This window comes from Hymenobacter sp. B1770 (genome assembly GCF_049896385.1).
GTDB lineage: Bacteria > Bacteroidota > Bacteroidia > Cytophagales > Hymenobacteraceae > Hymenobacter.
Genome location: NZ_JAFCUF010000002.1, coordinates 71617 through 96721, shown reverse-complemented (window position 1 = coordinate 96721; position 25105 = coordinate 71617). Strand labels below are relative to the sequence as shown.

The following is a 25105-nucleotide window of genomic DNA, read 5'->3' as shown; positions in this document are numbered from 1 at the left end:
TCTAAGTTCCTTTTGATGGGGCCGGCTACTAAGCAGGAAATGGCATCGGGGTTTGTTCGTAGAACCCTAATTGAAATACTCGCGAGCTAGCGCTTTGTCGTGCCCGTAGATATCTTTCCGGAAGTGAGGATGCCCGTCGGCATCGGCCCACGCCGTAAAGTACACCAAGTAAACCGGCAGTTTTTCCTTCAGGGTGATGTACTTCTCCCGGCGCCTGGAGATGGTGTCGAGAATGGTTTGCTGGTCCCAGCCGGGTTTGTTACGGAGCAGGTACGTGGCTAGTTTAATTGGCTCTTTTACCCGCACGCACCCGTGGCTAAAGCTCCGATTGGTCTGGGAGAATAGCTCATCGTGGGGCGTATCGTGGAGGTAAATATCGTTGGAGTTGGGGAAGATAAACTTCACATCGCCCAGGTCATTTTTGGGTCCCGGTCGGCGACGCAGGGTGTATTTGAAATTTTCCCTCGTCACGCCGGCCCAGTCAATCGATGAGGGGTCTATCGGTTTGGCTTTGGCACCCCACCCTTTTACCACCTCCATGTCGAGCCGTTCAAGGTAGTTGGGGTTGGCCACCAGCTTGTCTCGGAGTTCGTTTTCGATGATGCTGAACGGCACGTTCCAGTAGGGGGAGAGTACTACGTATTCCATCTTGTCGCTGAAGATGGGAGTCTCGTTGAGTGCCTTGCCAACGATGACCGGCATCGAGAAAACCTCCTTGTTCTCCTCCACTACGTGAAGGGTGTACTCGGGAATATTCACCAACAAATAATTTGGCTCGAAGCGTTTGGGGAGCCACCGCCACCGCTCCATGTTCAGAATAATCTGGTCGATGCGGGTGCCAATGGGCACGTTCAGGGCCGCCAACGTTTCGCCGCTGATGATGCCGTCCGGCTTCAGGCCAGCGTCGTTCTGGAAAGCTTTAACGGCTTCTACCAATTCGGTATCGTACAGCTCTTCGGCAGGCGCCGGAGCAGTTGCGCCACGGCCGGCACTGTCTCGTAGCGACACCGGCATTACCGTTGGTGGTGTTGCGGGCTGCTCGCCACCCGGGCTGCCAGCACCGCCCAACAGACGCTGCCGCAACGCCGCCACCGCGGGCGAAGACTGCCCCGGGCGCAGCTTTAAGTTCGCTGGCAACACGGGCCAGCCACCGGCTCGCTCCTGTTCGCGGTAGGCCGCCAGCGCTTTCCGCAGGTGGTCGTACTCGGGGTGGAGAGGCGCAAACTCATAGTAGTTGTACCGGCTTTTGCGCTCACCCAGGAAGGTCAACAAAGCCTTATGAAGCTTGATTTTATTAGGCTTTACCTGCCATGCCGTGTTCTTGTTATCGCGCGGATTCGCGATGCCCCGATAGAAGTCGGACCCCCACTTCATGTAGGTACCCGTGAGGGCCACGTCAATCTGGCGCTCCAGGGCATTGCGGCGCGCCGTATCAGATCGTGCCGACTCCAAATCAGCAAATAACTTCTTAAAGTCCTTGGTTTGGTAGTCTTTAGGGTCTAATCCTTCATCGTGTGCTTTAGCAATAATATCCTGCAAAGCCTGGACCTGCGGCACGGGTTTGTGGTCTTTAAACCAAGCTAACTGGTAGTTACGGTCCCGGTAAAAGCGCCGCGCCGCAAGCAGCTGGGGCTTGAAAGCGGGATCGGCCCGCAGGGTGTTGATGATGTAGGTGCTATCGAGGCGGGGCTGAGGACCGGCATCCGAAGAGAACAGCCCGCCACCGCCCTCACTATTCCCGCTGCCCTTGTCGGAACCGCAGGATTGGAGCGTAGCACTGCCAAGCGCTACCAGAAGCAGCACCCATAGCAAGGAAGTATAACGAATCAGAAAAGACATCGAAGAAAGTAAAGCAAAGAGGACAAAGACCTGGGGCATCTCCCGCAGGCCGGGCATTGTACTGCCGTGCGGAAAGCGGGGTTGCGCAGGCCGCCCGGGGGCAGTCCTGATGCAAAGTACGCAACCGTAAGGCAGAGCTTGTCCTCTATAACGGCCTTAATCGTGCCAACGTTCGTACTCCTACTGGTCAAAAACTGGCGCTGGCGCCTCCGTCTCCGGCTTAACCTACCCCCTTTAGCCATTCTCTAGCACTCTGTCAGGCTGCTGACCTGCAAATAACTAAGCAGTTGCGAGCGGTGCGGCCTTGGCGGCATGGGTCCAAACGGTATTTCGTCTGCCACAAAAGGGTGGCGTGCGTTATTTTTTCAAGTCTTTTAAATCCCACAATCTTTTTGCTGTTTCTTCCCATGTCTCCTCCTGCTTCTCCGGTCGCCCTTCCCGCCGACCCGCACAGCTTCGCCAGCGGCAGCCCGGTGCGAGTGCAACACCTGGCGCTCGACCTCACGGTTGACTTTGACAACCGTACCCTGGCTGGCAGTGCCACTTGGCAGTTGGCAAACCCCGAGGCCGGCAGTGAAGTGATACTCGATACACGGGACCTCGCCATCGAAGCCGTGGAGCGGCTGGACGCCGCCGGTAACGCAACGCCCGCCGACTTCTCCCTGGGCACCGCCAGCTCCACGCTGGGGCAGGCCCTGCACGTGTCCCTAGCTCCCGACACCACGGCTCTCCGCATTCACTACCGCACCGCTCCCACCGCGGCCGCTTTGCAGTGGCTGGCCCCTGCCCAAACGGCCGGTACCCAGCCCTTCCTCTTCACGCAATCGCAGGCCATCCTGGCGCGCACCTGGCTGCCCTGCCAAGACTCCCCGGGCATCCGCTTCACCTACGAAGCCAGCGTGCGCGTGCGCGCCCACCTGCTGGCCCTGATGAGCGCCGAAAACCCGCAGCAGCGGAATGACTCCGGCGAGTATCATTTCCGAATGAACCAACCCATCCCGGCCTACCTGATGGCGCTGGCGGTGGGCGACCTGGAGTTCGCTCAACTCAGCCACCGCACCGGCATCTACGCCGAGCCGGCTACGCTGCCCTTAGCCACCCACGAGTTTGTCGACCTGGAAAACATGGTGGCTGCTGCCGAGCAACTCTACGGTCCGTACCGTTGGGAGCAGTACGATTTGCTGGTGCTGCCCCCCAGCTTTCCCTTCGGAGGCATGGAAAACCCGCGATTAACATTTGTAACACCAACCATCCTAGCCGGTGACCGAAGCCTGACCAGTCTGGTGGCGCACGAGCTGGCCCACTCCTGGTCGGGCAACCTGGTTACAAATGGAACGTGGAATGATTTCTGGCTAAATGAGGGATTCACGGTGTATTTCGAACGGCGCATCATGGAACATTTGTATGGCCGCGAATATGCCGACATGCTTCAGGCGCTCGGGCGCGATGCCTTGCATCACACCATCGCAGAAATTGGAGCGAGCAGCCCCGACACCCACTTGCGCCTGCAGCTGGCCGGACGCGACCCCGACGAGGGCCTGACCGAAATTGCTTACGAGAAAGGTTGCTCTCTCCTGCTTGCACTGGAGGCGCTCGTAGGCCGGCCCCGGCTCGATGCCTTTATTAAGGAATACTTTGCCCGGTTCAGTTTTCAGGCGATGGACACGGCCACCTTCCTCAACTACCTCCGCTCCGAGCTGCTTGATAAGGAACCCGGGCTCGAAGAGCGCCTGCAGCTGAGAGATTGGGTCGACGGCCCCGGCCTGCCCGCCAATGCCCCGGCCGTTGCCTCGCACCGATTCGAAGCCGTGGACCAAGCACTGGCCCGGCTACAAAGCGGAACCTCCCCCGCCGAGCTCCAGCCCGGCACTTCCGAATGGAGCAGCCACGAGTGGGTACACTTCCTGCATGGCCTGCCGCCCACGCTGTCGGCTGAGCAGCTCAGCAACCTTGACGGTGTGTTTGAGTTCACCACTTCCGGCAACGCCGAAATTCTCACCGCCTGGTTTCCGCATACCTTGCGAGCCGGCTATGCAGCGGCCGACGCGGCACTCGAGAACTTTTTGCGGCACGTGGGCCGACGGAAATTTCTGGTGCCGCTGTACCGAGCCCTGCTGGCCACGCCCGATGGACCGGCCCGGGCCCGAAAAATTTACGCCGAAGCACGCCCCAACTATCACTCCGTGGCCACGGGCACCCTCGATGCGCTGGTGGTGTAAGACACAACCGGCCGTCAGGCCCGAACTTTGTGCGGGGCACTGCTCCGCCGGTCGCTGCGGCGGCCTTTGAAAAGAATTTCTCAGTAACGATAGATATCCGTTGAAAAGCATCATCCCACTTGGCAAGCTCATCGCCGTTGGCGGTAACGAAGACAAAGGCACCTACCCTAACCCCCGCACCCGCCGCAAGTACTACCTCAATTTTTTTGAGCTAGGCATCCTCAAGCGCATCGTGCTTGAAACCGGCAAGGCCGACCCTCGCATTGAAGTCATCACTACGGCTTCCATGATACCGCAAGAAGTTGGTCCTATATATATAGGTTCCTTCGCCATGCTCAATTGCCACAATGTGGGCATCATGGACATTCGCACGCCCGAAGACGCCCGCCAGCCCGAATGCCTGGAGCGCCTCATGGCCGCCGATGTCATCATGTTCTCGGGGGGCAACCAGTCGCGGCTGCGCGAAATGTTTGGCGATTCGGATTTTCTCGACCGCATGACCCAGCGCTACTACGCCGAGCCTCACTTCGTGATTGCCGGCACCAGCGCCGGGGCCATGGCCATGTCGCACACCATGATTCGGGGAGGCTCGGTGCCCGATGCCCTGCTGAAGGGCGCGGTTAAAATCGGCGTTGGTTTGAGCTTACTGCCAGCCGCCGTTATCGATTCGCACTTTGTCAAGCGCGGCCGCTTTGGTCGTCTCATCGAGTCGGTGGCGCTGCACCCCAAGCTTATTGGCATTGGCTTGGGCGAGGACACCGGCGTGCTCATTACCCAAGGCAATTTGGTAGAAACCATCGGCTCAAACTTGGTTGTCATCATGGATGGGCACACTATTCAGCACAACAACGCCGCCGCAGCAAAGAAAGGAACGGTGCTTTCCATCGAAAACGTGACCATGCACGTACTGGCCAAAGGCAACGTGTACGACATGCACGCCCGCAAATTCTACGTTAGCAAAGAAGCGCAAGCCGCGCACGCCCTTGCTCATGAGGCTGCCGTTCGCTCCACCGTGGCCTAAGTTATAATTCAAGCAAGCAGAACCATTGCCTGACATTGCAGCGAAAGCCCACTTATCTTTCCGTTAAGTGGGCTTTTTTGCGACCCTAACTCACGGCATTCGTACGCTACTTTCAAGCTCAGTTTTCCTAGGCCCCGGGCACTGTCCCAGTACTCCACTCCTATTATATAACTCCGTTTTCTTATGAACTACCGCAAGCTGGGTAAAACCGGATTTTCCGTTTCTGAAATTAGCCTGGGCACCTGGCAGGTGGGCGGCAAATGGGGCGAGCCCTTTAGCCACGCCAATGCCGACCAAATCCTGAACGCCGCGGCCGATGCCGGCATCAACTTCATCGACACCGCCGATGTGTACGGCGACGGCGAGAGCGAAAAGGCCGTGGGCCGGCTCGTCCGCTCCCGGTCTGAGCGCATTCATGTCGCCACCAAATGCGGCCGCCGCCTACAGCCCCACGTGGCTGATGCCTACCAACCGGCGGCCCTCCGCCAATTTGTGGAAGACAGCCTGCGCAACATGCAGCTCGAAACCCTCGACCTCGTGCAGCTGCACTGCCCGCCCACCGATGTTTACTACCGCCCCGAGATATTTGAGTTGTTCGACCGGCTGCGCGAGGAAGGCAAAATCCTGCACTTGGGCGTCAGCGTTGAAAAAGTGGAAGAGGGCCTGAAAGCCATCGAATTTCCCAACGTCACCACCGTGCAGCTCATATTTAATATGTTCCGCCAGCGCCCGCCGGAATTGCTTTTCAAAGAAGCGGCCCGCCGCGACATCGGCCTGATAGTGCGCGTGCCCCTGGCCAGCGGATTGCTGACGGGCAAGTTCTCGGCTCAAACCAGCTTCTCGGCCGACGACCACCGCCACTTCAACCGCAACGGCGAAGCCTTCGACAAAGGCGAAACCTTCTCGGGTGTGGACTACGCCAAGGGCCTGGAAGCAGTAGAAGAGCTAAAGGCTACTTTTCCCGAATATCCTCAACTGGCGGCCCTGGCGCTGCGGTGGGTATTGATGTTCGACGAAGTGAGCTGCGTTATTCCCGGGGCCTCCAGCCCCGAGCAGATTCTTTCGAACCTAAAAGCGGCTGAACTGCCGGCCCTTTCGCCCGAGCAACTACAGAAGGTGCGGGAGATTTATGACCGCAAAATCAAGCCGCAGGTACACCACATCTGGTAGCAGCAAACGACGGCTTAAAGCTGAAGCCAGTTCGCTATGCTGAGCGACGCCTCTGCCGTAGAACCTCACCCTGCCGGGCACGGCCCCGACCCCTCTCCAAAAAAGAGGATAGCCACGCCATAAGGCCGAAGTCAGTATCAGTTCAATAACAGAAAGCCCCACTGCTGGTAGCAGTGGGGCTTTCTGTTTCTAATTAATACATCAGGCTCCCCTCTCTTCTGGAGAGGGGGCCAGGGCCGTGCCCGGCAGGGTGAGGTTCTACGGCAGAGGCGTCGCTGCATCCGGTTGGAAGTTCTTTTTAAGAACTCAACTTAAAAGGGTATAGCTCAAGAGAACTTATAAATAGCTACCATCGCCCCGCCTCCTTCGGAGCGGCTGCCACGGTACATGCCTTCCGAGTTAAAAGGCAGTGTCACATTACCCGCCGCGTCGATGCCAATCAGGCCGCCTTCGCCGCCATCGGGGGCGAGCTTGTCGTGCACCACAATCCGGCAGGCCTCTTCTAAGGAAAGGTTTTTATACTCCATCAAACACGCGACATCGTAGGCAGCCACGGCGCGAATAAAGTACTCGCCATGCCCGGTGCAGCTGATGGCACAACGCGTATCGGCCCAGGTGCCGGCTCCGATAATGGGCGTGTCGCCGATGCGGGCGTAGCGCTTATTGGTCATGCCGCCAGTGCTGGTGGCCGCGGCCAGGTGCCCGTACACGTCGCGGGCCACGGCGCCCACCGTGCCCTTTTTCCAGTTGGGGTCGGCAATTACTGGGACTTCTGAAAACTTTTCGGGTTCATCCAGGGGTGCTGCTGCTGAATCTGTGTCCTGCGCTTGGCTATGGTCGAGGCGCATGCGGCCTTCGCGCAGGGCTTCCTGTAATTGGTCGTGGCGGTGTTGAGTGAAGAAGTATTCGGTGGGCTGCAACGGCAAGTCGTGCTCGCGGGCCAGTTCGTCGGCGCCGGGATAGGCCAGCAGCACATGCTCCGTTTTCTCCATCACGAGGCGGGCGGCGCGAATGGGATTTTGCACCTGCCGCACCCCGGCTACGGCCCCAGCCAAGCGGGTGTGCCCGGCCATGATTGCGGCGTCCATTTCGTGGTGCCCTTCGTGGGTGAACACTGCGCCGCGCCCGGCATTGAACAAGGGGCAGTCTTCGAGACTACGCACGGCCGCTTCCACACAATCGAGAGCCGAGGCACCGTCGCGAAGCAGGTCGTAACCGGTATTAAGGGCGGTTTCGAGGGCGGCGCGATACCGCATTTCGTCGGCGGGATTTAGGGAAGCGCGGGCAATGGTGCCGGCTCCTCCGTGGATTGCGAGAGCGAACATGAAGGAAGAAAATATTGAGAATTATGGCCTCAAAGGTAGTTGGCGGGAACGGGCAGTAGCCGGCTCGTGTTTTTTTTCGTAGGTTTGACCCTCAAGTTTTCTAATCCCCAAACACTTTACTTTTATGGCATACGACGTAACCGGCCGGCTGCACGAAATATTTGACGAACAGCAGGTAAGCGAGAAATTTCGCAAGCGTGAGTTCGTACTCGAGGTCCAGGACGGCCAGTATCCCGAGCATATTAAGTTCCAGATGGTCCAGGACAAAACCAGCCTCATCGACCCTTTCAAAATGGGCGATGAAGTGAAGGTTACCTTCAACCTGCGCGGCCGTGGCTTCAACAAAAACGGTCAGATGCTGTACTTTACCAACCTGGAAGCTTGGAAGATTGAGCCCGCCTCGGGTGGCAATGCCGGTGGCTTCGGTGGCGGTCAGCAGCAAGCGGCTCCCCGCCCGGCTGCTCAAAACCAGAACCCCACGTTGCGTGCCCAGCCTGTAGCTCCCATCGCCAGCGACGACGACAACGACCTGCCTTTCTAAGGCAGCTCCCCGGTCGGGCGACTAGCCTACCGAAATCAATTGCTGAAAATGCCGCTCCTGATTATCGGGGGCGGCATTTTTTATTGGCCGCCGTATAAGGCGCCATGGATTTATTTGAGCTGATTGCCCGCGGCGAAGGCGAGGAGTTGGAATTCAAACAGAAGACCACCCACCCACACCGAATTTCGCGCACCCTGGTATCGTTGGCCAACACCCGCGGCGGACTATTGCTGGTGGGGGTAGACGATGCCGGCCGCGTGATAGGCGTGCGCGATGCCGAGGAAGAGCTATTCGTGCTCCGCGAAGCCGCCCTGCACTACATCGAGCCGCCGCTCACCTCCCTCCGCTTCGAAGAACTGGAAGAGGAAGGCCGCACGGTGCTAATAGTGACCGTGCCCGAAAGCCGCAACAAACCCCACCGCGCCCAGGTAGCTCCCGAAGACTGGCGCGGCTACGTGCGCGTGGGCGATGCCAGCGTGCAAACCAGCGGCCTCACCGAGAAGCTTCTGGAACGCCAGCAGCCCGAAGCCCGCTTCGAAAAGCTTCCACTCAACCGCCAGGAGTTGGCCGTGCTCGACTACTTAAAAACCCACCCTCGCATCACGCTGCCGCAGTTTATGAAGTTGGTAAACTTTGGCAAGCGGCGGGCTTTCCAAACGCTAATAAAGCTGGTGCTGCACGGGTACATCCGCCACCACGACAAAGAGAAAGAGCCTTTTTATACCCTATGAGCCACGAATGTTGTAGTTGGCGCGATATGTTTGGGCTCGCCACTTAGAACCTATCCGAAAACACCTTCTCGACAAAAGAACGTCATGCTGAGCTTGTCGAAGCATCTCTACCGCCCAACTAATTGATTTTACTACTGTTGCAGTAGAGATGCTTCGACAAGCTCAGCATGACGTTCCATTTATTTTCGGATAGACTCTTAGCCATTAAAAAGGCAACTCAATTGAGTTGCCTTTTTAATGGTACCGGTGGTTCGCATTGCCTGTAAAATCTGTGCAACCTGCCTCATCCGATAAATCTATGGTTCAAACTACTCCTGCTTGCGAGCGCGAGCTACTTTCTTTTCCTCTTTTTCCAATTTCTTCTCCTTTAAGGATTTAACGGGCTCTTTCTTTTTCTCTTTACGGGCGTCTTGTGCTTTGGCCATGATTGAAAAGAAGTTTAAGTAGGGTCTAAGTTGGTGAGGATTTTAACGCGTGGCCCCGCCGGCGTGTTGTGCCCGGCGAAGGTAGAAACTTTGGCGAAATCCTACAGAACGGGCAGGTACCGCTCGCGGAGAATGTGGAGGTGGTGCAACTCGTGCCCGGGCACGATGAAGAGTAGCGCCCGCACCGTAGTGGGGCCGCCGTTTGCCGTGCCACGCCGGTCGAGCTGCTCGTCGGTGAAGCTGTCGAACAAGGCTTGAGTTGCGGCGCGGGTGGCGTCGTACTCAGCCAGCAGGCTGGCCATGGTGCGGGCATTGGCGCCGCTTTGCACAACATAATCGTCCTGGTCGAAACCGGGCAGGTCCTGGCTGTCGCCGCGCGAGAAACGCATGGCGCGGTAAGCAAAGATGCGCTCCGTATCTATCTGATGCTGCAGCATTTCTTTCAAGGTCCACTTGCCATCTGCGTAACCTTTTTCGCTTTGCGCTTCGCTCAGGTTTTGGAAGATGGCGTGAAACTCCTGCGCAATGCCCCGCAAGGCTTCCCGAGGGTCAGCGCCTTCGGGAATCTGGTTGATATAAGTCACGGCGTAGGGAAGGAAATCTCCTTCGGCAGGGCGAGCAATGGGCATGTGCGAGGGTGGGGTTGAAAGTGAATGGGCCATCAGGTCCGACGTGTGTGGCGCCAAATGACCAGGGGCACCAGGCAGCTCAAGCGGCACGTGGGCCGGTTCTTCAGCCGATGGCGCCGTGGCCGTGAGGATGGCCGGCGCCAAAGTAGGGTCGAGCTGCAGGCGAACGATAGGCAACGGGGCAGGCATCAGGGCAGCGCTTCCCTCCTGCCCAAAGGCCCACAGCAGGAAATCGTGCATGACGCGGCCCCAGGTATCAGGGTGGTGGTGGCCGCCTTCCACCTGCACGTAGCGCAGCGACTGTTGGGCATCGAAGCCCTTTTTTATCAGTTCTTCAATTAAGTCGAGGCAGTCCTCGATGGAGTCGATGACGCCGTTTTCGTTGCGGTCGCTGCGCTCGTCGAGGGTGCCACTTTGCAGCCAGAACCGATGATTCGGGTGCAGCTGGCCCGCTCGCACGAGGCTATGCATGATGCGGTCGGCGGGTGTGTAGCCTGCGCCCACTGCACGCTGCCGCCACCAAAAGGACCCCGAAAACACCCCAGCCCGTGCAAACACCTCGGGGTGGTGCCACACCAAATCAAAAGCCGACAACCCGCCGAGCGAAAAGCCCGCCATCACCACCTGCTCGGGGTCGGGCGAGGCCTGGTAGTGGGCTTGCGCGAATGGGAGCAGTTCTTCCAATACAAACCGCGAATAAGCCCCGGCCAGGCTACCCCGGCCGTTGTAGTCGGCGTGGGCGGCGGTGCCGTACTCCTGCACCCGCTGTTCGTTGGCGTGCATGGCCACCACCACAAAGGGCTGCACCGCGTGATGGGTATATAAATTATCGAGCGTGACCTGGAAATTCAGCCGCTCCAGGTCTTGCCCGTCGTTCAGATACAAAACGGGGTAGCTACTGCGGGCCTCGGCTTCGGCGGGAGGCAGCAGGATGCTCAGCTCCACGTCGCGCTCCAAGAAACTAGAAGCCAGGACCTCCCGGTGAAGCCGGGTACCGGCGGGAGACGCAAGTGAACTGAGGGTGTCGGGAAGCATAAAGACAAAGTAACGCAGACCGCGGGAGTTAGGCCCCATTCAGATTAAAATAGGCCAATTGTGGCTGGGCGGTTATTTTTTACTAGTTTGCCGTGCAGCTTTAAAATACACTTCCGTCCTCCTAGCCCCAAAACTGTGCACGAACAACACCGGCGATTTTACTCGCACCACCTCGGCCAAGACATCGACATGCTGGTATTCGGCACGTGGGGATATCCCGTCGTGATTTTCCCCACCTCCGGGGGCCACGATAACGAAGCACGTGACTTTAAGCTCATTGAAGCCGCCCGACCCTTGATTGAGGCCGGCCGCGTGAAGCTGTTTTGCATCGATAGCATCGACCGTTTTTCTTGGTATGCCAAGCACCTGGAGCCGGCCATCCGGGTGAAAAACCATGTGTTTTACGACCAGTTTCTGAGCGATGAACTGGTGCCGATGCTACAGCGGGAATGCAGCGTTGATAAGATTGGAGTAACTGGCTGCAGCTTTGGCGGATACCACGCGCTGAATTTTGCCCTCCGCCATCCCAACCAAGTAGCCCATGTATTTACGATGGGAGCCGCTTTCGACATCCGCCAGTTTTTGGACGGCTACCACGATGACAATGTGTACTATAATAATCCGCCCGAATACCTGCCCGGCGCTCAGAGCGAGCATTTCCAGTGGATGAACATCATTCTCGGCACGGCGGAGCACGACTTCTGCCGGCATTCAACCTTTAATATTTCTCAAATTCTGCACGATAAGGGCATTCGTCATACCTTGGACGTGAAGCCCCACGGCGACCACGACTGGCCGGTGTGGCGCGAGATGTTTCCGCAGTACCTGAATACGATTCAATAAATCTCTCAAAAAGTGATTCGGAGCGGAGCCAGAGCACTTTTCCCACCCCACTACTATATATGTAGTGACGCGGCAAGGTTGCTTCGGCTCCGCTTAGCATGACGCCCCGCTCTCCCTTCAAGCCCTTCTTTATTACCAAACACCAACTCAACCGCAATCATGAAAAAAATCGGCATCCTTTTCGGACAAGAAAATACTTTTCCCCAGGCATTTATCGACCGGGTTAATCAGAAAGCTCCGGCCGGCATCAGCGCCGAGTTCGTGAAAATCGACCAGGTGGAGCAGCACGTGGCCCCTGACTACGCTGTCATCATCGACCGCATTTCGCAGGACGTGCCTTTTTACCGAGCGTACTTGAAAAATGCCGCCCTGATGGGCACGGCTGTCATCAACAACCCATTTTGGTGGTCGGCTGACGAGAAGTTCTTCAACAACGCACTGGCCGTTCGTCTGGGTGTGCCCGTGCCCAAAACCCTGCTCCTGCCCAGCAAGGAGCGGCCTACTGATACCAGCGAGGGCAGCTTCCGCAACCTCTCGATGATGGATTGGGATGCAGCCTTCGAGCACATTGGCTTCCCCGCCTACATGAAGCCGCACTCCGGCGGTGGCTGGAAAAGCGTGTACAAGCTGAATTCGCCCGACGACTTTTTCCGTGCGTATGCCGAAACTGGCCAACTGGTGATGCTTTTCCAGGAATCTGTGGAATTCACCGATTATTTCCGCTGCTACTGCATCGGCGGCACCGAGGTGCTCATCATGCCCTACGAGCCCCGCAACGAGCCACACCTGCGCTACGCCACCGAGATGAAAACGACGGGCGAAGCCGGCGAGAAACTGCTCGCCACCATGAAGGACTACGTGCTGAAGTTGAATGCTGGCCTGGGCTATGACTTCAACACGGTAGAGTTTGCCGTGCGCGACGGCATTCCGCTGGCCATCGACTTTGGCAACCCCGCACCCGACGCCGACATCAACTCCGTGGGCGAGAAAAACTTTGAGTGGGTGGTGGAAGCTGCGGCCAACATGGCCATTGCCCGCGCCCAAGCCCAGAAGCCTGGCCAGGACAACCTGACCTGGGGCACCTTTGTGCACCCGCACCGCGCCAAGGGCACCGAAACCCACTTCACGGTAGCCGACGTGCCAACCCCAACTCCCAAGAAACAGGCAGCTCCTAAAGCCGCTGCTGCTGCTAAGCCCACTGCTGCCAAAGCAGCTGCGCCCAAAAAGGAAGCAGCCCCCAAAGCCGCCGCCAAAAAACCTGCGGCCAAAAAATCCGAATAAGCCTTAAAACCGCTTTGTATTGCTAATGGCCGGGCCCGGCGCGCGCTTACGCGCCGGGCTCTGGGGCCTACTCATTCCTCGTTTATACCACTCCACTTATGGCCATGCCCGTGTTTACCCTCGGCATCGAGGAAGAATTCCAAACCATTGACCCCGAAACCCGGGAACTGCGTTCGCACCTTTCGCAAATTGTGGAGGGAGGCCGAGTCACGCTCCAGGAGCAGGTGAAAGCCGAAATGCACCAGGCCGTGGTAGAGGTCGGCACCAATATTTGCCATAACATCGAAGAAGCCCGCACGGAGGTGTTTCACCTCCGGCGCCAGGTGATGGAGCTGGCCGACAAGCAGGGCTTAAAAATAGGCGCCGCCGGTACCCATCCTTTTTCGCGGTGGCAAGACCAACCCATCACGCCCGACGTTCGCTACGATAAGATTGTAGAAGAGCTGCAGGAAGCCGCCCGGTCCAACCTCGTTTTTGGCATGCACGTGCACGTGGGCATCGAAAACCGGGAAATTGGAGTGTACATGATGAATACGCTGCGGTATTTTCTGCCGCACTTGTTTGCGCTCAGCACCAACTCGCCCTTCTGGGAAGGCCGTGAAACGGGCTACAAGTCGTTTCGCACCAAGGTGTTTGAGCGATTTCCGCGCACGGGCATCCCGGGTTATTTCCACAGTGCCAGCGACTACGACGAGTTTCTGCAGCTGCTTATTAAGACCGGCTGCATCGACAACGGCAAAAAAATATGGTGGGACATTCGCCTCCACCCTTTTTTCGACACCATCGAGTACCGCATCTGCGATATGATGATGCGCGCCGACGAAACCGTGGCCGTGGCGGCTGTGATGCAAGCGTTGGTAGCAAAAATCTACAAGCTTAAGGCGCAGAACCTCAACTACCGCGTTTACCGTAGCGCCCTCATTAAGGAGAACAAATGGCGCGCTGCCCGCTACGGCCTCGACGGGCGCATGATAGATTTTGGCAAGCAGGAAGAAGTGCCCACCCGGCAGCTGATTTTGGAACTGCTGGACTTTGTCGACGACGTTGTTGACGATTTAGGTAGCCGTCATGAGGTAGAATACGTATTGAAGATGCTGGAGATGGGCACCGGCGCCGACCGCCAACTCAAAGTGTTCCGCGAAACCGGCGACCTGAGCAAAGTGGTTGATTACATTCTAAGCGAAACTGCCCACGGGCTGTAAGTCACTACGGACTGTAAATCAATTATATTTGTCTTCGCAACGCTCACCTAACCGGGGGCGTTGCTTCTTTTTTTGGCCGGGCTACTGCCGGGTTTTTATTTATATTCCGGTTCTTATCGGCTACTTACTTTGCTACACTATGGATGCTATTCGCATTGCCATTCTTGATATGTATAACAACGCGCCGAACGAAGGCATGCGCTGCATTCGGCAGCTTCTGAGCCGCAGCGCTGTAGAAAACGGGATTCCATTTGCCGTTGACACCTTTAATGTACGGGCCAGCAATGAGCTGCCTAGCCTAGACTACGACCTCTACATTTCGTCGGGTGGCCCTGGCAGCCCCCTCGAATCCGGCGAAGCCTGGGAGCCCCGCTACTTCGCATTTATTGATTCGTTGCTGGCCCATAATCAGGCTAATGAGCAAAAAAAACATTTGCTGCTTATTTGCCACTCGTTTCAATTGGTAAGCCGTCATTTGGGTGTGGGTGAAATCAGCCGGCGCAAGTCCACCTCGTTTGGGGTGCTGCCCGTGCACCTCACCCCCGCCGGCCTCAACGAACCCGTGCTGCACGGACTTCCCGAGCCGTTCTACATCGTGGATTCGCGCGATTACCAGCTCACCAACCTTAACTCGAGCCGTCTCGAAGAGCTGGGCGCCGAGGTTCTCTGCCTGGAAAAAGAGCGGCCGCACGTACCGCTGCCCCGCGCTGTGATGGCCATTCGCTTCACGCCCGAAGTCTTGGGCACTCAATTTCACCCCGAAGCCGATGGCGAAGGCATGCTCCGCTACATGCTCACCGACGAGCGCAAGCAGCAGGTAGTGAGCACCTACGGCGAAGATAAGTACGAGGAAATGGTGCACTTGCTTTCCGACCCCGACACTATTGAGCACACCGAGTCGGTTATCGTGCCTACTTTTCTGCGCCGTGCCCTGGCCCACATGGGTCAGCTCACCGCCGCCTAACCCGTCGCCGTTGCGGCTAACTTTTGCCTTATGATTCCTGAACACCGCCAGAGATTCAACGCCGCGTTCAGTCCGGCCACCTACCAGGAAATGCTGGCTGACATCGAACGCCAGCTGCCCGGCCAGCTCGATTTCCGGGTGGCCGAAACGCCGGTTTTTATACCGGCTGTGCTGCGCGACAAATTAATTGCCGCTGGCGAAAGCATCATCAAGGTAATTGAACAACCTAATTTCAAGGAATTAACGGAAGGTTCTATTCCCGCCCACCAGCGGGTGCCCCACGAAGACGAGCGCCCTGAGTTTTTAACCTTCGATTTTGCCGTATGCCGCGACGCAGCCGGCGAACTGGAGCCGCAGCTTATTGAAATGCAGGGGTTTCCTTCCCTGTATGCTTTTCAATCCTGGCTGCCAACTGTTTTTAAACAGCATTACCCCATTGCCGATATTGTCAGTCCCTTTCTGGATTCGGCTGATTACGAAGACTACCAGAAGCGAATGCGCCAATTCATTCTGGACGGCGAAACAGCAGAGCAGGTTATTTTACTCGAATTATTTCCTGAAAAGCAAAAGACCCGAATCGACTTTTTTCTATCAAAACAACTTTGGGGAATAGTTGCAATTTGCCTGACTAAAATACAGCGGCAAGGACGGGAATTATTTTACGAGAAAAATGGCGAGCTAATAAAGATAAAACGGATTTATAACCGCGTTATTTTTGATGAATTAGCCCGTTATTCAGAGCTGAATTTATCATTCAACTTAACTGAGGATGTTGATGTCACGTGGGTGGGACATCCTAATTGGTTTTTCCGAGTTAGCAAGTACACGTTGCCACTTCTGAGTGGCCCATTTGTGCCGCCAAGCTACTATTTGCACGAACTGTCGTCGTATCCTGAGGACCTGCACAACTACGTGCTAAAGCCATTGTTTTCCTTTGCCGGAGCCGGTGTGCGTCTGCATGTTACCGCTGCAGACCTAGACGCTTTGCCTGATAAGCAGAATTATTTATTGCAGCGCAAAGTATCCTACGAACCCGTAGTGCAATCGCCCGATGGCTTGGTTAAATGTGAAATTCGCCTGCTTTATATCTGGCCCACCGGCGAGGCCCGGCCACGGCTTCTCACAGGCCTCAGCCGCCTGAGCCGCGGCGAAATGATAGGCGTCGATTTTAATAAGGACAAAGACTGGGTAGGCGGTACCACGCCACTGTTTGAGAAATAAGCCTCGTGCAAACCTTTACTTAGTGCCCTTTTGGAAAACAACGTGGTGTGAAGGTTCCTCGTAAAGGCAAACCTATCACCCCATACCCTTCTTTTATGTCTTCTTTGTCCGAAATGGGCCTCCGGCTCTCAAAAAATGCCCTTTTTAGTGTATTCATTGGCCGCTCAACCAAATTACTAGGCCGGCCCTTCAAGGTTATTACCACCCTGAACGAAGTAGCTGAGAAGCTGGCTGATAAAAAAAGCACTGATAACAAGTTTCAGCAGCTTTTTAAGACGGCTCTGACCTTGGTTCGCATGGTGAAGAACTACATCAACGGCAGCTACCGCGAGGTATCAACCAGCACTGTTGTTACCGGGTTTGCGGTGCTGCTCTATGTACTCTCTCCCATTGACTTAATTCCGGATTTCATTCCAGTAGTCGGCTTTCTTGATGACTTGAGCTTAATCAGCTGGTTTGCGGGCAAATTCCAGGATGAGATTGTTCGCTTCAAGGAATGGGAGAAAACAAGCCAAGGTACAGCAGCCACCACCTCCGGCACAACGGCAACCCCAGATTTGATAGCCATGCCAGCTTTGGGCGATACTACCCAACCCAGCGTAGCCGAGCTTGGCCATTCCTAAACCTTGCTAAGCTGAGATTTATCAGCTCAACATCAAGCCCCTGAAAAAAGCCCTGGCTAACGCTGGGGCTTTTTCATTATTCAAAGTTTTCATTCACCTGTATAGCCCTTAGTACGCCGGCTCCGCCAGTCAGCAAACGCAGCGGTGTCGGTTGAAGATTATGCCTCACAAAAAATAGGCCTTGCGACCATTCTGGCGCTAACTTTCGGACACTTAATGGCGTTAGGGTGCCAACCCTGTCGATTTGCTTTTATGCCTACGTTTGTCGTTTCTCTCCGCCTACCCGATGACTTTGATGAGGAGTTCATTGCTCTTATTCCGAGTCATCGTGATTTTATTAACCGCATGCTAAACGAAAAGATAGTGGAAGTCTACGCCATTAGCGGCGACCGGAGCCGGGGCTGGGTCACCATCAACGGCGACGATGTAGCGGCCGTGCAAGCCGTGGTGGAACAGTTTCCGCTTTACCGTTACTTTCAAGGCGTGGAGATTGATGAGTTATTCATATTTGATAGCACTGCTTCCCGCTTTCCTAACATTAGCTTAAACTAACCAACTTACTGCCTGCCAATTATCAGGCATCATTCACTTTCTTCGATAACACCTTTTATGGTAGCGTTGCTAGCTCCTCATCGTCTGTTTGCACGTAAAATATTACCCTTGGCTGCTTTAAGTTTGGTTGCGGCCACGGCCCCTACCGCACTACCGCCCACCACTGAGCAATTGACTTCGCGCATGAGCGCGGCTATTGAGAATCTGAAAACGTTGCGTTGCACGGTAAAAGCGCATGAGCGGGTTGACGGCAACATCAATCAGGCGCGTAGCATTATGAAGCTCACCTACAAACCCTTGCGCATTTACATTAAGAATCATAAAGGAGTTGAAGTGTTGTGGCTGGCTGGCCAAAACAACGGCGATGCCTGGGTATACCCGGCCAGTTTCCCTTACGTAACCCTAAGCCTGGACCCTAAAGGCAAACTCATGCGTGGCAGCCAGCATCACACAGCTCTTCAGGCTGGTTTTGGCACTATATCCGACTTATTACGCACCACTCCTCTGCGCCAGGATAACTCCTTTAGCCGCTCGTTTCGCTACACCGGCGATACCCTCTTGTTGGGCCGCACCAGCCACGTGCTTCGCTCCGACTACCCGCAATTTCGTTACGTAAGCTATAAGGCAGGGAAAAATGAAACCATAAGCACTGTCGCAGAACGCTTTGGTTGCGGTGAATTCCGTGTTATTGAACGCAACGGCCTTACAATTGAAGAGAAAATACCCGAGGGCAAGGTATTGCTGGTGCCAAACTCCTACGGCCGCCGAACCACGGTCTGCATCGACCCGAAAACGTTCCTGCCCACCATGGTGCAGGTAGACGACGACAAGGGCTTATTTGAAAAATTTGAATTCAGCGACGTCATAGCCAATCAACCAATCCCGCTTGAGGAATTCACTAAAGAGCACAAGGGCTATAAACTATAATTATTGTTTACTGTCGGCAGATAATGATTAATTGGAGTCAGATTAAATATTTGTTTTGACTCAGAATTAATAATAGTGCAAACAAAAGGCCGTTTAAGTAAGCGGCCTTTTGTTTGCACTATTATTAATTAGTTCCTTAATATGCATTGATGGTTTAGCGGCGCATGGTTTTCTCAATCTGGTCCCACATATCGGGTGTAAGCATTTCCAGCTTGTTAAACTCTCCGGCGCCGTTCAGCCACTCGCCACCATCGATTGTTACCACCTCGCCGTTGACATAGGAGGAGAAATCAGAAACTAAATACGCCGCCAGGTTGGCCAACTCCTGGTATTGGCCCACCCGCTTGAGCGGGACGCTGGCAGCAGGGTCGAGCTTGCTAGCCAGGGGCTCGGGGAAAAGGCGGCTCCAGGCTCCTTCAGTGGGGAATGGCCCAGGCGCAATGGCATTGGAACGAATGCCGTATTTGGCCCATTCCACCGCCAGCGAGCGGGTCATGGCCAGCACACCCGCCTTTGCCGCTGCCGAGGGCACTACAAAAGCGGAGCCAACCGAGGCGTAGGTGGTGACAATGTTGAGAATGGTACCGGGCTTCTGGTCGGCAATCCAGCGCTTGCCCACCGCGAGGGTGCAGTTGTAAGAGCCGCGTAGCACTATGTCGACAATCACATCAAACGCTTTGTGGGAGAGTCGTTCCGTGGGACTGATAAAATTACCGGCCGCATTGTTTAGCAGCACATCCACGCCCCCAAACTCCTGAACGGTGTGGTCCAGCATGGCCTCTACCTCGTCGTATTTGCGCACGTCGCAGGCAATGGCCAACACTTTGCCGCCAGTTTGCTCGCGTAGTTCCTCCGCGGTTTTTTCCAACACTTCCAGTTTGCGGCTGGTTATAGTCACGTTGGCGCCGAGCTGCAGGAAGTAGGTGGTCATGGCGCGGCCAAGGCCGGTGCCGCCGCCGGTCACGATGATGGTTTTGCCGGCCAAAGCGTTGTCGCGCAGCATGGGTTGAGTGTAGGGAGTGTTCATGCAAAAACAAGTGTAGGGTGGGATTAGCGGCTCAGTCCGCACCCCGAAGGTACAAGACTGCGGGGTCGAATATTTCCTCGCTCACTGCCGCGCACAGCAGCAACAAATTTCTCGGTTAAATATAGTGGTAAGCATTTTTTTCGCACCTTCGTGTTTAGCAAAAGATAAATTCCTTTATTTTCATGAATAGTTCCAGTTTTGGGAGCTCCACGAGCACAGCATCGGGAGCGGATGCCCCATCTGTTTTAGTGCTTGGGTGCGGGTGGCTGGGCATGTCCCTAGCCCGGTCTTTGGCCGCTTCGAAGTACCGTGTGCTGGGCACCACCACCACTCCCGAACAAATTCCGACCATGGAAGCTGCCGGCATTGAGTCGCACCTGTTTCGGCTCGGCTCCGATTTCGGCGCTCCTGCCGAAACCTTGCTGCATCGCCTGCTCCAGGCTGCCGATGTGCTGGTGCTGAATGTGCCTCCACGCGCTTCCTCGGCTGGGGCCTACCCGGCGTTGCTGCGGCCAGTGCACCGGGCAGTAGCCGCAGCAGGCACAAAGCATGTGATATTCGTAAGTTCCACCAGTGTGTACCCCGATGAGCCCCGGACCATGCGAGAGAGCGACGCCCTGAGCACCCGCGATGCGGCATCCGATGTGCTGCGTGCCGAAGGACACTTTGTACCACGCTATGGCCAGTGGAAAAGCACGGTGGTACGTCTGGGAGGCCTTATTGGACCCGACCGGGCACCCGGCCGCTTCCTGGCCGGCCGTCGCGACCTGGCCAATGGCAATGCCCCGGTCAACCTGCTCCACTTGACCGATGCAGTGGGCGTGTTAACGGCTATTATCAAGCACGATGCCTGGGGGCACACGTTCAACGTGTGTGCAGCGCAGCACCCGCCACGGCGCGACTTTTACCCCGCCGCCGCGCAGTATCTGAAGTTGGAGTCACCAAGCTTCAAGGAGGAAGAAGGCCGGAGTGGAAAAATTGTCGACAGTAGCCTAGTGCGCAGCATCTTACCGTACGAGTTTCAGCACGACGACGTACTGATGGCTTTGGAGCACTGCTAAGAATCTGTAGGAGGCCGCGAAATACTCATCAGCACGTTGTAGAGGCGCATATACTTACGTCTGATCATAGAACATGTACAAGCGGCTCGGAACACCAGACGCGAGTAGGGGCTCCTACAACGGACGCCTTTTCATCGGGGCCTGCCGATGCAGCCGTACCTTTGCATAGTGAATATTGACACAGCCAAACCCCTGGTAGCCGTGCTTGGCGGCGGTGCAGCCGGTTTTTTCGGCGCAATTGCTTGTGCCGAAGCCAACCCTGCTCTCCAAGTTGTATTATTAGAAAAGACGGGCAAGCTGCTGGGCAAGGTCCGGATTTCGGGTGGCGGACGCTGCAACGTGACCCATGCCTGCGAAACGCCGGCGCAATTGGTCGCGCATTACCCTCGGGGTAGCAAACAGCTCAAAACGGCTTTCCAGCAGTTTGGCGTAGCCGAAACCGTGGCATGGTTTGCAAAACGGGGCGTGCAACTCAAGACAGAAGCCGATGGCCGCATGTTTCCCACCACCGATTCGAGCGAAACCATTGCCCAGGCCCTGGAACAGGCTGCCCGCCAGGCAGGGGTCCGTATCTACCTCAATACTGGCGTCGACGAAGTTAGGCCCCTGCCCAACGGCGGCTTCGACTTGCAGCTCAGCGGCAGTGGAGCCGCCCAACTCGGCGGCTCCATCCGGGCGTCGCGGGTGCTGATTGCCAGCGGCGGCAACCCGAAAAGCGCCAACTACGACTGGCTGCGGGCCCTGGGCCACACCGTTGCGGAACCGGTGCCCTCGCTGTTTACCTTCAACGTTCCTAACTCGCCCCTGAACGAGCTCATGGGCGTGAGTGTGCCCCAGGCCCGCGTGGTGCTGGCCGGCGAAAAACTGCAATACGAAGGCCCGCTGCTCGTGACCCACTGGGGCGTGAGCGGGCCGGCTGTGCTCAAGCTCTCGGCCTGGGGTGCCCGACGGCTCAATGAGTTAGGCTACATGGGCACGGCGCTGGTAAATTGGATTCCTGCCTTTACTGAAGAAACGCTGCGGCCCTGGCTGCAGCAGTTTCGGCAGGAAAACGGCAAGAAAACTGTGGCCGCCAACCCCCAGTTTGGTTTGCCCCAACGCCTCTGGCGCAACCTAACCGAACAAGCCGGCATTGGAGCCGATACGCGCTGGAGTGACCTGCCCGCCAAGGCGCAAAACCGTTTGCTGGAGCTATTGCTTCGCTCTCCGCTGGCCGTGCGCGGCAAAACCACTTATAAGGAGGAATTTGTGACATGCGGCGGCATTTCACTGGATGAGGTTGACCTGAAAACCATGCAGAGCCGCCGGGTGCCAGGCTTGTTTTTCGCCGGCGAGGTGCTGGACATCGACGGTATTACGGGTGGCTTCAACTTTCAAGCAGCTTGGACTACTGGCTTCCTTGCTGGCCGCACCCTCGCCGCACCTGGAGCAGCCGGGGTGTAACCTTCGCTGCGGGCGGGGAGTAAGCAAGGAAGTAAATCTTTCACTTTACTTATCCCCTTTCCAATGGAAGCCAAAGCCACCCAAGCCCTGCTCAACGAATTGGTTGAAACTCTCAAAGATGGCCAAAAAGGCTACGCCGACGCCATGACCGACGTTGATGACGCGCGCTTGAAAGACACCTTTAAAAATTACTCAGCTCAGCGGTCTGAATACATCACCGAAATCGAGGACCAGATGTTCAAGCTGAACCTCAAGCCCGACGAAAGTGGGTCGGTAACTGCCACGGTGCACCGCGCCTGGATTGATCTGAAAGCTGCTCTGACCAGCAAAAACAACAATGCCGTTTTGAACGAGTGCGAGCGCGGCGAAGAATATGCCGTGAAAGCCTACCAAACGGCTTTAAAAGCTCAGGACTTGCCCTCCCCGATTAAGTCGGTGATTGAAAAGCAATACCAGGGTGTTCAAGAAGCGCTCAACACCATCAAGTCGTTGAAAACTGCTTAGTCACACACAAAAAACAAACCTTCTGTGTGCCTAAAACAAAGAAGCCGCTCAATTTGAGCGGCTTCTTTGTTTTTAACCTAACATATTTTCACGTTACAACTCACTTCAGCTGGATAATCCAGAGTCACCTACATAAATAAGGTCTACTCGTCGAAGCTTTCGTTGCGGGGCGCACGGGGTGTGCGGGGCGTATCGTATTCGCGGGGAGTGCCGTAGCTTGGCTTGTTGCCATAGCTGGGCTTGTCGCCGTAGCTGCCTTTGTTGGCGCCGTAGCTGGGCTTGTTGCCGTAGCCGCTACCGCCTTCGCGGTTGCCGTAGGCGGGCTTGCTGCCGTAGCTGGGGCGGTCACCACCATCGCGGTTGCCTTTGTACCCACCGCCGTAGCCACCTTCGCGGCGCTCGCCACCGCCGTAGCTGCTGCCACCGCGGTTGCCGCCTTTGTAGCCGCCTTCACGACGCTCGCCGCCGCTGAATGGACGACGCTCGCGGTCGCCACCGAAGCCGCCGGGACCACCACCCGAACCACCGGTCCGGCTGAAGCCTTCTTCTTTAGCCGCACCTTCTTGAACCGGAGTGGCAATGCTGAAGCTAACGGGCGTGCCCTGAATGCTGGTACGGCCCAGCTTGCCTACAATCTCGTCGGCAAATTCCGACGGTACTTCAACAAAGCTGAACTTGTCGTAGAGGGCGATATCGCCCACTTTGGCACCGGTCAGATTGCTCGACTCGGCAATCAGGTCCACGATGTCGCGGGGATGAATCCGGTCTTTCTTGCCCATGGTCACGAACAGGCGGGTATAGCCCGGACGGGCCGTACCGGCTGCTTTGCTGGCGTCGAGGCTCTGCTGAGCACTCTTGTCCTCCTTCATGGTCATCTTCAACAGCGCGGCTGCGATGTCGAGCGAAGTAATTTCTTCGCCCTGGTCGAGCAGACGCTGCACGCGGCCTACGTACTTATCAAGGTTACCTTTTTCGATAATTTCCTTGATTTGATTCAGGAACAGCGTGGTTTTCACCTCCGATACGTCGGCAAACGACGGTACCTGCTCCAACTTAATCTGAGCCTTGGTGAAGCGCATGATGTCGCGCAGCTTATAGATGTCGCGGCCGCTCACAAACGTGAAGGCTTTGCCTGACTTGCCAGCGCGGCCCGTGCGGCCGATGCGGTGCACGTAGTATTCTTCGTCAGCGGGCAGGTCGTAGTTTACCACGGCCTCCACGTTGTCCACGTCGATGCCACGGGCGGCTACGTCGGTAGCTACCAGTACTTCGATAGTGGTTTTGCGGAACTTGTCGAGGGTATTCTGACGCTGCTGCTGACCCATGTCGCCGTGCAGGCCTTCGGCGAAATAGCCTTTGGCTTGCAAGTCAGACACGATTTCGTCCACCATGCGCTTGGTGTTGGCGAAAACGATGGTCGACTTCAGGTTGTACATGTCGAGCAAACGGGTCAGCACGTCCTTTTTCTGAGGACCGCGCACCTCGAAGTAGCTCTGCTCGATGTTGGTCACCGTCATGGTCTGGTGATTCACCTTCACTACCTGCGGGTCGCGCTGGTACTTCTTGGTGAGCTCCATGATGGGCTTGCTCATCGTGGCCGAGAAGAACACCGTCTGGCGCTCCTTTGGCATCTTACTCAGGATGAACTCGATGTCGTCGCGGAAGCCCATGTCGAGCATTTCGTCAGCTTCATCCAGGATGATTTTGGTGGTGTTCTCCAGCTTCAGGGTACCACGCTCAATGTGGTCCATGATGCGGCCGGGGGTACCGATAACAATCTGAACACCACGCTCCAGGGCGCGGAGCTGACGGTCGTAGGGGCTGCCACCATAAATGGGCACCACCATCAAACCGCGCTTGTATTTGCCCAGCTTCTGGATTTCGCCTGACACCTGCACCGCGAGTTCGCGGGTGGGGCAGAGCACCAGTACTTGTACGTCGCGGCTTTCGGCATCCACACCATCAATGGCGGGAATGGAGAAAGCGGCGGTTTTGCCGGTACCCGTCTGGGCCTGGCCGATAACGTCTTTGCCCGCAAGCAGCACGGGGATAGCAGCAGCCTGAATGGCTGAAGCTTCTTCGTAGCCCATCTCGGTAATGGCGCGTTGTACTTCCTCAGAGAGGTTCAGTTCGTCAAAACGAACTACAATTTTTTCAGCTTCCATGAATGTGGAATTGGTAAAGGGGTAAGAGACTCGCTCCGAAAACAGCCGTACTCAGCGACGTTTCCCCTCCTTCTACCTTGTCACAATCAGGCGGGAAAAACAACCAAAAAACTATGCGGCCAATGCGTCATTGCCTCTCTCAGGCTTGCGCGGACTTAGGGCCGTCCTCAAATGCGGGTGCAAAGGTAGGGTTTTTAAACCGCAATAGCTAAGGTGTACTGGAAATGAATTCGGAAAGCAAATCACCGAAGCAGACATAATGCCTCAGGGTGAGTGCACTTAAGAATATTGAAGGGGAAATAATTCCATCGCTAAATATGCTTGAAGGGCCCGTAATCGAAGGAATTACGCTGGCTT

General features: G+C 56.2%; 21 protein-coding genes. 16 read left to right on the top strand and 5 right to left on the bottom strand.

Annotated features, from left to right (window positions below; genetic code table 11):
* Window positions 1–66 precede the first annotated feature (66 nt).
* Window positions 67–1839 carry a L,D-transpeptidase family protein gene (locus ACP7AJ_RS04395; protein WP_426058980.1) on the bottom strand — a complete coding sequence of 591 codons (1773 nt, stop codon included), beginning with the start codon at window positions 1837–1839 and terminating at the stop codon, window positions 67–69.
* 407 nt (window positions 1840–2246) lie between these two features.
* Between ACP7AJ_RS04395 and ACP7AJ_RS04390 the strand changes: the two genes are divergently transcribed.
* From ACP7AJ_RS04390 to ACP7AJ_RS04380, 3 genes are all read left to right on the top strand, one after another.
* Window positions 2247–4058, top strand: coding sequence for a M1 family metallopeptidase (locus ACP7AJ_RS04390; protein WP_426058979.1), 1812 nt, complete (start codon window positions 2247–2249; stop codon window positions 4056–4058).
* Window positions 4059–4158: 100 nt separating this feature from the next.
* Entirely contained in the window at window positions 4159–5079 is a 921-nt protein-coding gene (locus ACP7AJ_RS04385; protein ID WP_426058978.1) for a cyanophycinase, read from the top strand.
* A 183-nt stretch (window positions 5080–5262) separates the two neighbouring features.
* Window positions 5263–6249 carry an aldo/keto reductase gene (locus tag ACP7AJ_RS04380; RefSeq protein ID WP_426058977.1) on the top strand — a complete coding sequence of 329 codons (987 nt, stop codon included), beginning with the start codon at window positions 5263–5265 and terminating at the stop codon, window positions 6247–6249.
* A gap of 326 nt (window positions 6250–6575) precedes the next feature.
* On the opposite strand, the gene ACP7AJ_RS04375 is transcribed toward ACP7AJ_RS04380, so the two are convergent.
* Window positions 6576–7574: an isoaspartyl peptidase/L-asparaginase family protein gene (locus ACP7AJ_RS04375; RefSeq protein WP_426058976.1), complete on the bottom strand. Its 999-nt coding sequence runs from the start codon at window positions 7572–7574 to the stop codon at window positions 6576–6578.
* Between the two features lie 124 nt (window positions 7575–7698).
* Here ACP7AJ_RS04375 and ACP7AJ_RS04370 point away from each other — a divergent pair, with 124 nt between their 5' ends.
* Both ACP7AJ_RS04370 and ACP7AJ_RS04365 read left to right on the top strand, forming a co-directional pair.
* A complete protein-coding gene (locus ACP7AJ_RS04370; RefSeq protein WP_426058975.1) occupies window positions 7699–8115 on the top strand; it encodes a DUF3127 domain-containing protein in 417 nt (138 codons plus the stop codon).
* A gap of 104 nt (window positions 8116–8219) precedes the next feature.
* Complete coding sequence (locus ACP7AJ_RS04365; protein ID WP_426058974.1) at window positions 8220–8846, top strand: helix-turn-helix domain-containing protein; 627 nt, start codon at window positions 8220–8222, stop codon at window positions 8844–8846.
* 526 nt (window positions 8847–9372) lie between these two features.
* Here ACP7AJ_RS04365 and ACP7AJ_RS04360 read toward each other — a convergent pair.
* Window positions 9373–10935 carry an alpha/beta hydrolase-fold protein gene (locus ACP7AJ_RS04360; protein ID WP_426058973.1) on the bottom strand — a complete coding sequence of 521 codons (1563 nt, stop codon included), beginning with the start codon at window positions 10933–10935 and terminating at the stop codon, window positions 9373–9375.
* Window positions 10936–11070: 135 nt separating this feature from the next.
* Here ACP7AJ_RS04360 and ACP7AJ_RS04355 point away from each other — a divergent pair, with 135 nt between their 5' ends.
* The 8 genes from ACP7AJ_RS04355 to ACP7AJ_RS04320 all read left to right on the top strand — a co-directional run bounded on the left by ACP7AJ_RS04355 (window position 11071) and on the right by ACP7AJ_RS04320 (window position 18548).
* Complete coding sequence (locus tag ACP7AJ_RS04355; protein ID WP_426058972.1) at window positions 11071–11778, top strand: alpha/beta fold hydrolase; 708 nt, start codon at window positions 11071–11073, stop codon at window positions 11776–11778.
* Window positions 11779–11937: 159 nt separating this feature from the next.
* Complete coding sequence (locus tag ACP7AJ_RS04350) at window positions 11938–13059, top strand: ATP-grasp domain-containing protein (protein WP_426058971.1); 1122 nt, start codon at window positions 11938–11940, stop codon at window positions 13057–13059.
* A gap of 104 nt (window positions 13060–13163) precedes the next feature.
* Complete coding sequence (locus ACP7AJ_RS04345; protein WP_426058970.1) at window positions 13164–14261, top strand: carboxylate-amine ligase; 1098 nt, start codon at window positions 13164–13166, stop codon at window positions 14259–14261.
* A gap of 139 nt (window positions 14262–14400) precedes the next feature.
* Window positions 14401–15225, top strand: a complete 825-nt coding sequence (locus ACP7AJ_RS04340; protein WP_426058969.1) for a type 1 glutamine amidotransferase — start codon at window positions 14401–14403, stop codon at window positions 15223–15225.
* 30 nt (window positions 15226–15255) lie between these two features.
* Complete coding sequence (locus tag ACP7AJ_RS04335) at window positions 15256–16446, top strand: hypothetical protein (protein WP_426058968.1); 1191 nt, start codon at window positions 15256–15258, stop codon at window positions 16444–16446.
* Between the two features lie 95 nt (window positions 16447–16541).
* A complete protein-coding gene (locus tag ACP7AJ_RS04330) occupies window positions 16542–17069 on the top strand; it encodes a YkvA family protein (protein WP_426058967.1) in 528 nt (175 codons plus the stop codon).
* Window positions 17070–17321: 252 nt separating this feature from the next.
* The gene (locus tag ACP7AJ_RS04325) at window positions 17322–17621 is read left to right on the top strand and encodes a hypothetical protein (RefSeq protein ID WP_426058966.1); all 300 of its coding nucleotides are present in this window, start codon (window positions 17322–17324) and stop codon (window positions 17619–17621) included.
* Window positions 17622–17678: 57 nt separating this feature from the next.
* Complete coding sequence (locus ACP7AJ_RS04320; protein WP_426058965.1) at window positions 17679–18548, top strand: DUF1571 domain-containing protein; 870 nt, start codon at window positions 17679–17681, stop codon at window positions 18546–18548.
* 154 nt (window positions 18549–18702) lie between these two features.
* On the opposite strand, the gene ACP7AJ_RS04315 is transcribed toward ACP7AJ_RS04320, so the two are convergent.
* Window positions 18703–19575: an SDR family oxidoreductase gene (locus tag ACP7AJ_RS04315; RefSeq protein ID WP_426058964.1), complete on the bottom strand. Its 873-nt coding sequence runs from the start codon at window positions 19573–19575 to the stop codon at window positions 18703–18705.
* A 272-nt stretch (window positions 19576–19847) separates the two neighbouring features.
* Here ACP7AJ_RS04315 and ACP7AJ_RS04310 point away from each other — a divergent pair, with 272 nt between their 5' ends.
* The 3 genes from ACP7AJ_RS04310 to ACP7AJ_RS04300 all read left to right on the top strand — a co-directional run bounded on the left by ACP7AJ_RS04310 (window position 19848) and on the right by ACP7AJ_RS04300 (window position 22583).
* Window positions 19848–20636, top strand: coding sequence for an SDR family oxidoreductase (locus tag ACP7AJ_RS04310; protein WP_426058963.1), 789 nt, complete (start codon window positions 19848–19850; stop codon window positions 20634–20636).
* 168 nt (window positions 20637–20804) lie between these two features.
* Complete coding sequence (locus tag ACP7AJ_RS04305) at window positions 20805–22079, top strand: NAD(P)/FAD-dependent oxidoreductase (RefSeq protein ID WP_426058962.1); 1275 nt, start codon at window positions 20805–20807, stop codon at window positions 22077–22079.
* A 63-nt stretch (window positions 22080–22142) separates the two neighbouring features.
* Window positions 22143–22583, top strand: a complete 441-nt coding sequence (locus ACP7AJ_RS04300) for a ferritin-like domain-containing protein (protein WP_426058961.1) — start codon at window positions 22143–22145, stop codon at window positions 22581–22583.
* Between the two features lie 143 nt (window positions 22584–22726).
* On the opposite strand, the gene ACP7AJ_RS04295 is transcribed toward ACP7AJ_RS04300, so the two are convergent.
* Window positions 22727–24748 (bottom strand): DEAD/DEAH box helicase, encoded by a 2022-nt coding sequence (locus tag ACP7AJ_RS04295; protein ID WP_426058960.1) that lies wholly within the window; start codon window positions 24746–24748, stop codon window positions 22727–22729.
* Between the last annotated feature and the right edge of the window lie 357 nt (window positions 24749–25105).

Coding starts and splice junctions, on each gene's coding strand:
- ACP7AJ_RS04300 (WP_426058961.1), top strand. CDS start 22,143: ATGGAAGCCAAAGCCACCCAAGCCCTGCTCAACGAATTGGTTGAAACT.
- ACP7AJ_RS04380 (WP_426058977.1), top strand. CDS start 5,263: ATGAACTACCGCAAGCTGGGTAAAACCGGATTTTCCGTTTCTGAAATT.
- ACP7AJ_RS04370 (WP_426058975.1), top strand. CDS start 7,699: ATGGCATACGACGTAACCGGCCGGCTGCACGAAATATTTGACGAACAG.
- ACP7AJ_RS04295 (WP_426058960.1), bottom strand. CDS start 24,748: ATGGAAGCTGAAAAAATTGTAGTTCGTTTTGACGAACTGAACCTCTCT.
- ACP7AJ_RS04390 (WP_426058979.1), top strand. CDS start 2,247: ATGTCTCCTCCTGCTTCTCCGGTCGCCCTTCCCGCCGACCCGCACAGC.
- ACP7AJ_RS04325 (WP_426058966.1), top strand. CDS start 17,322: ATGCCTACGTTTGTCGTTTCTCTCCGCCTACCCGATGACTTTGATGAG.
- ACP7AJ_RS04335 (WP_426058968.1), top strand. CDS start 15,256: ATGATTCCTGAACACCGCCAGAGATTCAACGCCGCGTTCAGTCCGGCC.
- ACP7AJ_RS04330 (WP_426058967.1), top strand. CDS start 16,542: ATGTCTTCTTTGTCCGAAATGGGCCTCCGGCTCTCAAAAAATGCCCTT.
- ACP7AJ_RS04395 (WP_426058980.1), bottom strand. CDS start 1,839: ATGTCTTTTCTGATTCGTTATACTTCCTTGCTATGGGTGCTGCTTCTG.
- ACP7AJ_RS04375 (WP_426058976.1), bottom strand. CDS start 7,574: ATGTTCGCTCTCGCAATCCACGGAGGAGCCGGCACCATTGCCCGCGCT.
- ACP7AJ_RS04350 (WP_426058971.1), top strand. CDS start 11,938: ATGAAAAAAATCGGCATCCTTTTCGGACAAGAAAATACTTTTCCCCAG.
- ACP7AJ_RS04310 (WP_426058963.1), top strand. CDS start 19,848: ATGTCCCTAGCCCGGTCTTTGGCCGCTTCGAAGTACCGTGTGCTGGGC.
- ACP7AJ_RS04345 (WP_426058970.1), top strand. CDS start 13,164: ATGCCCGTGTTTACCCTCGGCATCGAGGAAGAATTCCAAACCATTGAC.
- ACP7AJ_RS04340 (WP_426058969.1), top strand. CDS start 14,401: ATGGATGCTATTCGCATTGCCATTCTTGATATGTATAACAACGCGCCG.
- ACP7AJ_RS04365 (WP_426058974.1), top strand. CDS start 8,220: ATGGATTTATTTGAGCTGATTGCCCGCGGCGAAGGCGAGGAGTTGGAA.
- ACP7AJ_RS04320 (WP_426058965.1), top strand. CDS start 17,679: ATGGTAGCGTTGCTAGCTCCTCATCGTCTGTTTGCACGTAAAATATTA.
- ACP7AJ_RS04315 (WP_426058964.1), bottom strand. CDS start 19,575: ATGAACACTCCCTACACTCAACCCATGCTGCGCGACAACGCTTTGGCC.
- ACP7AJ_RS04360 (WP_426058973.1), bottom strand. CDS start 10,935: ATGCTTCCCGACACCCTCAGTTCACTTGCGTCTCCCGCCGGTACCCGG.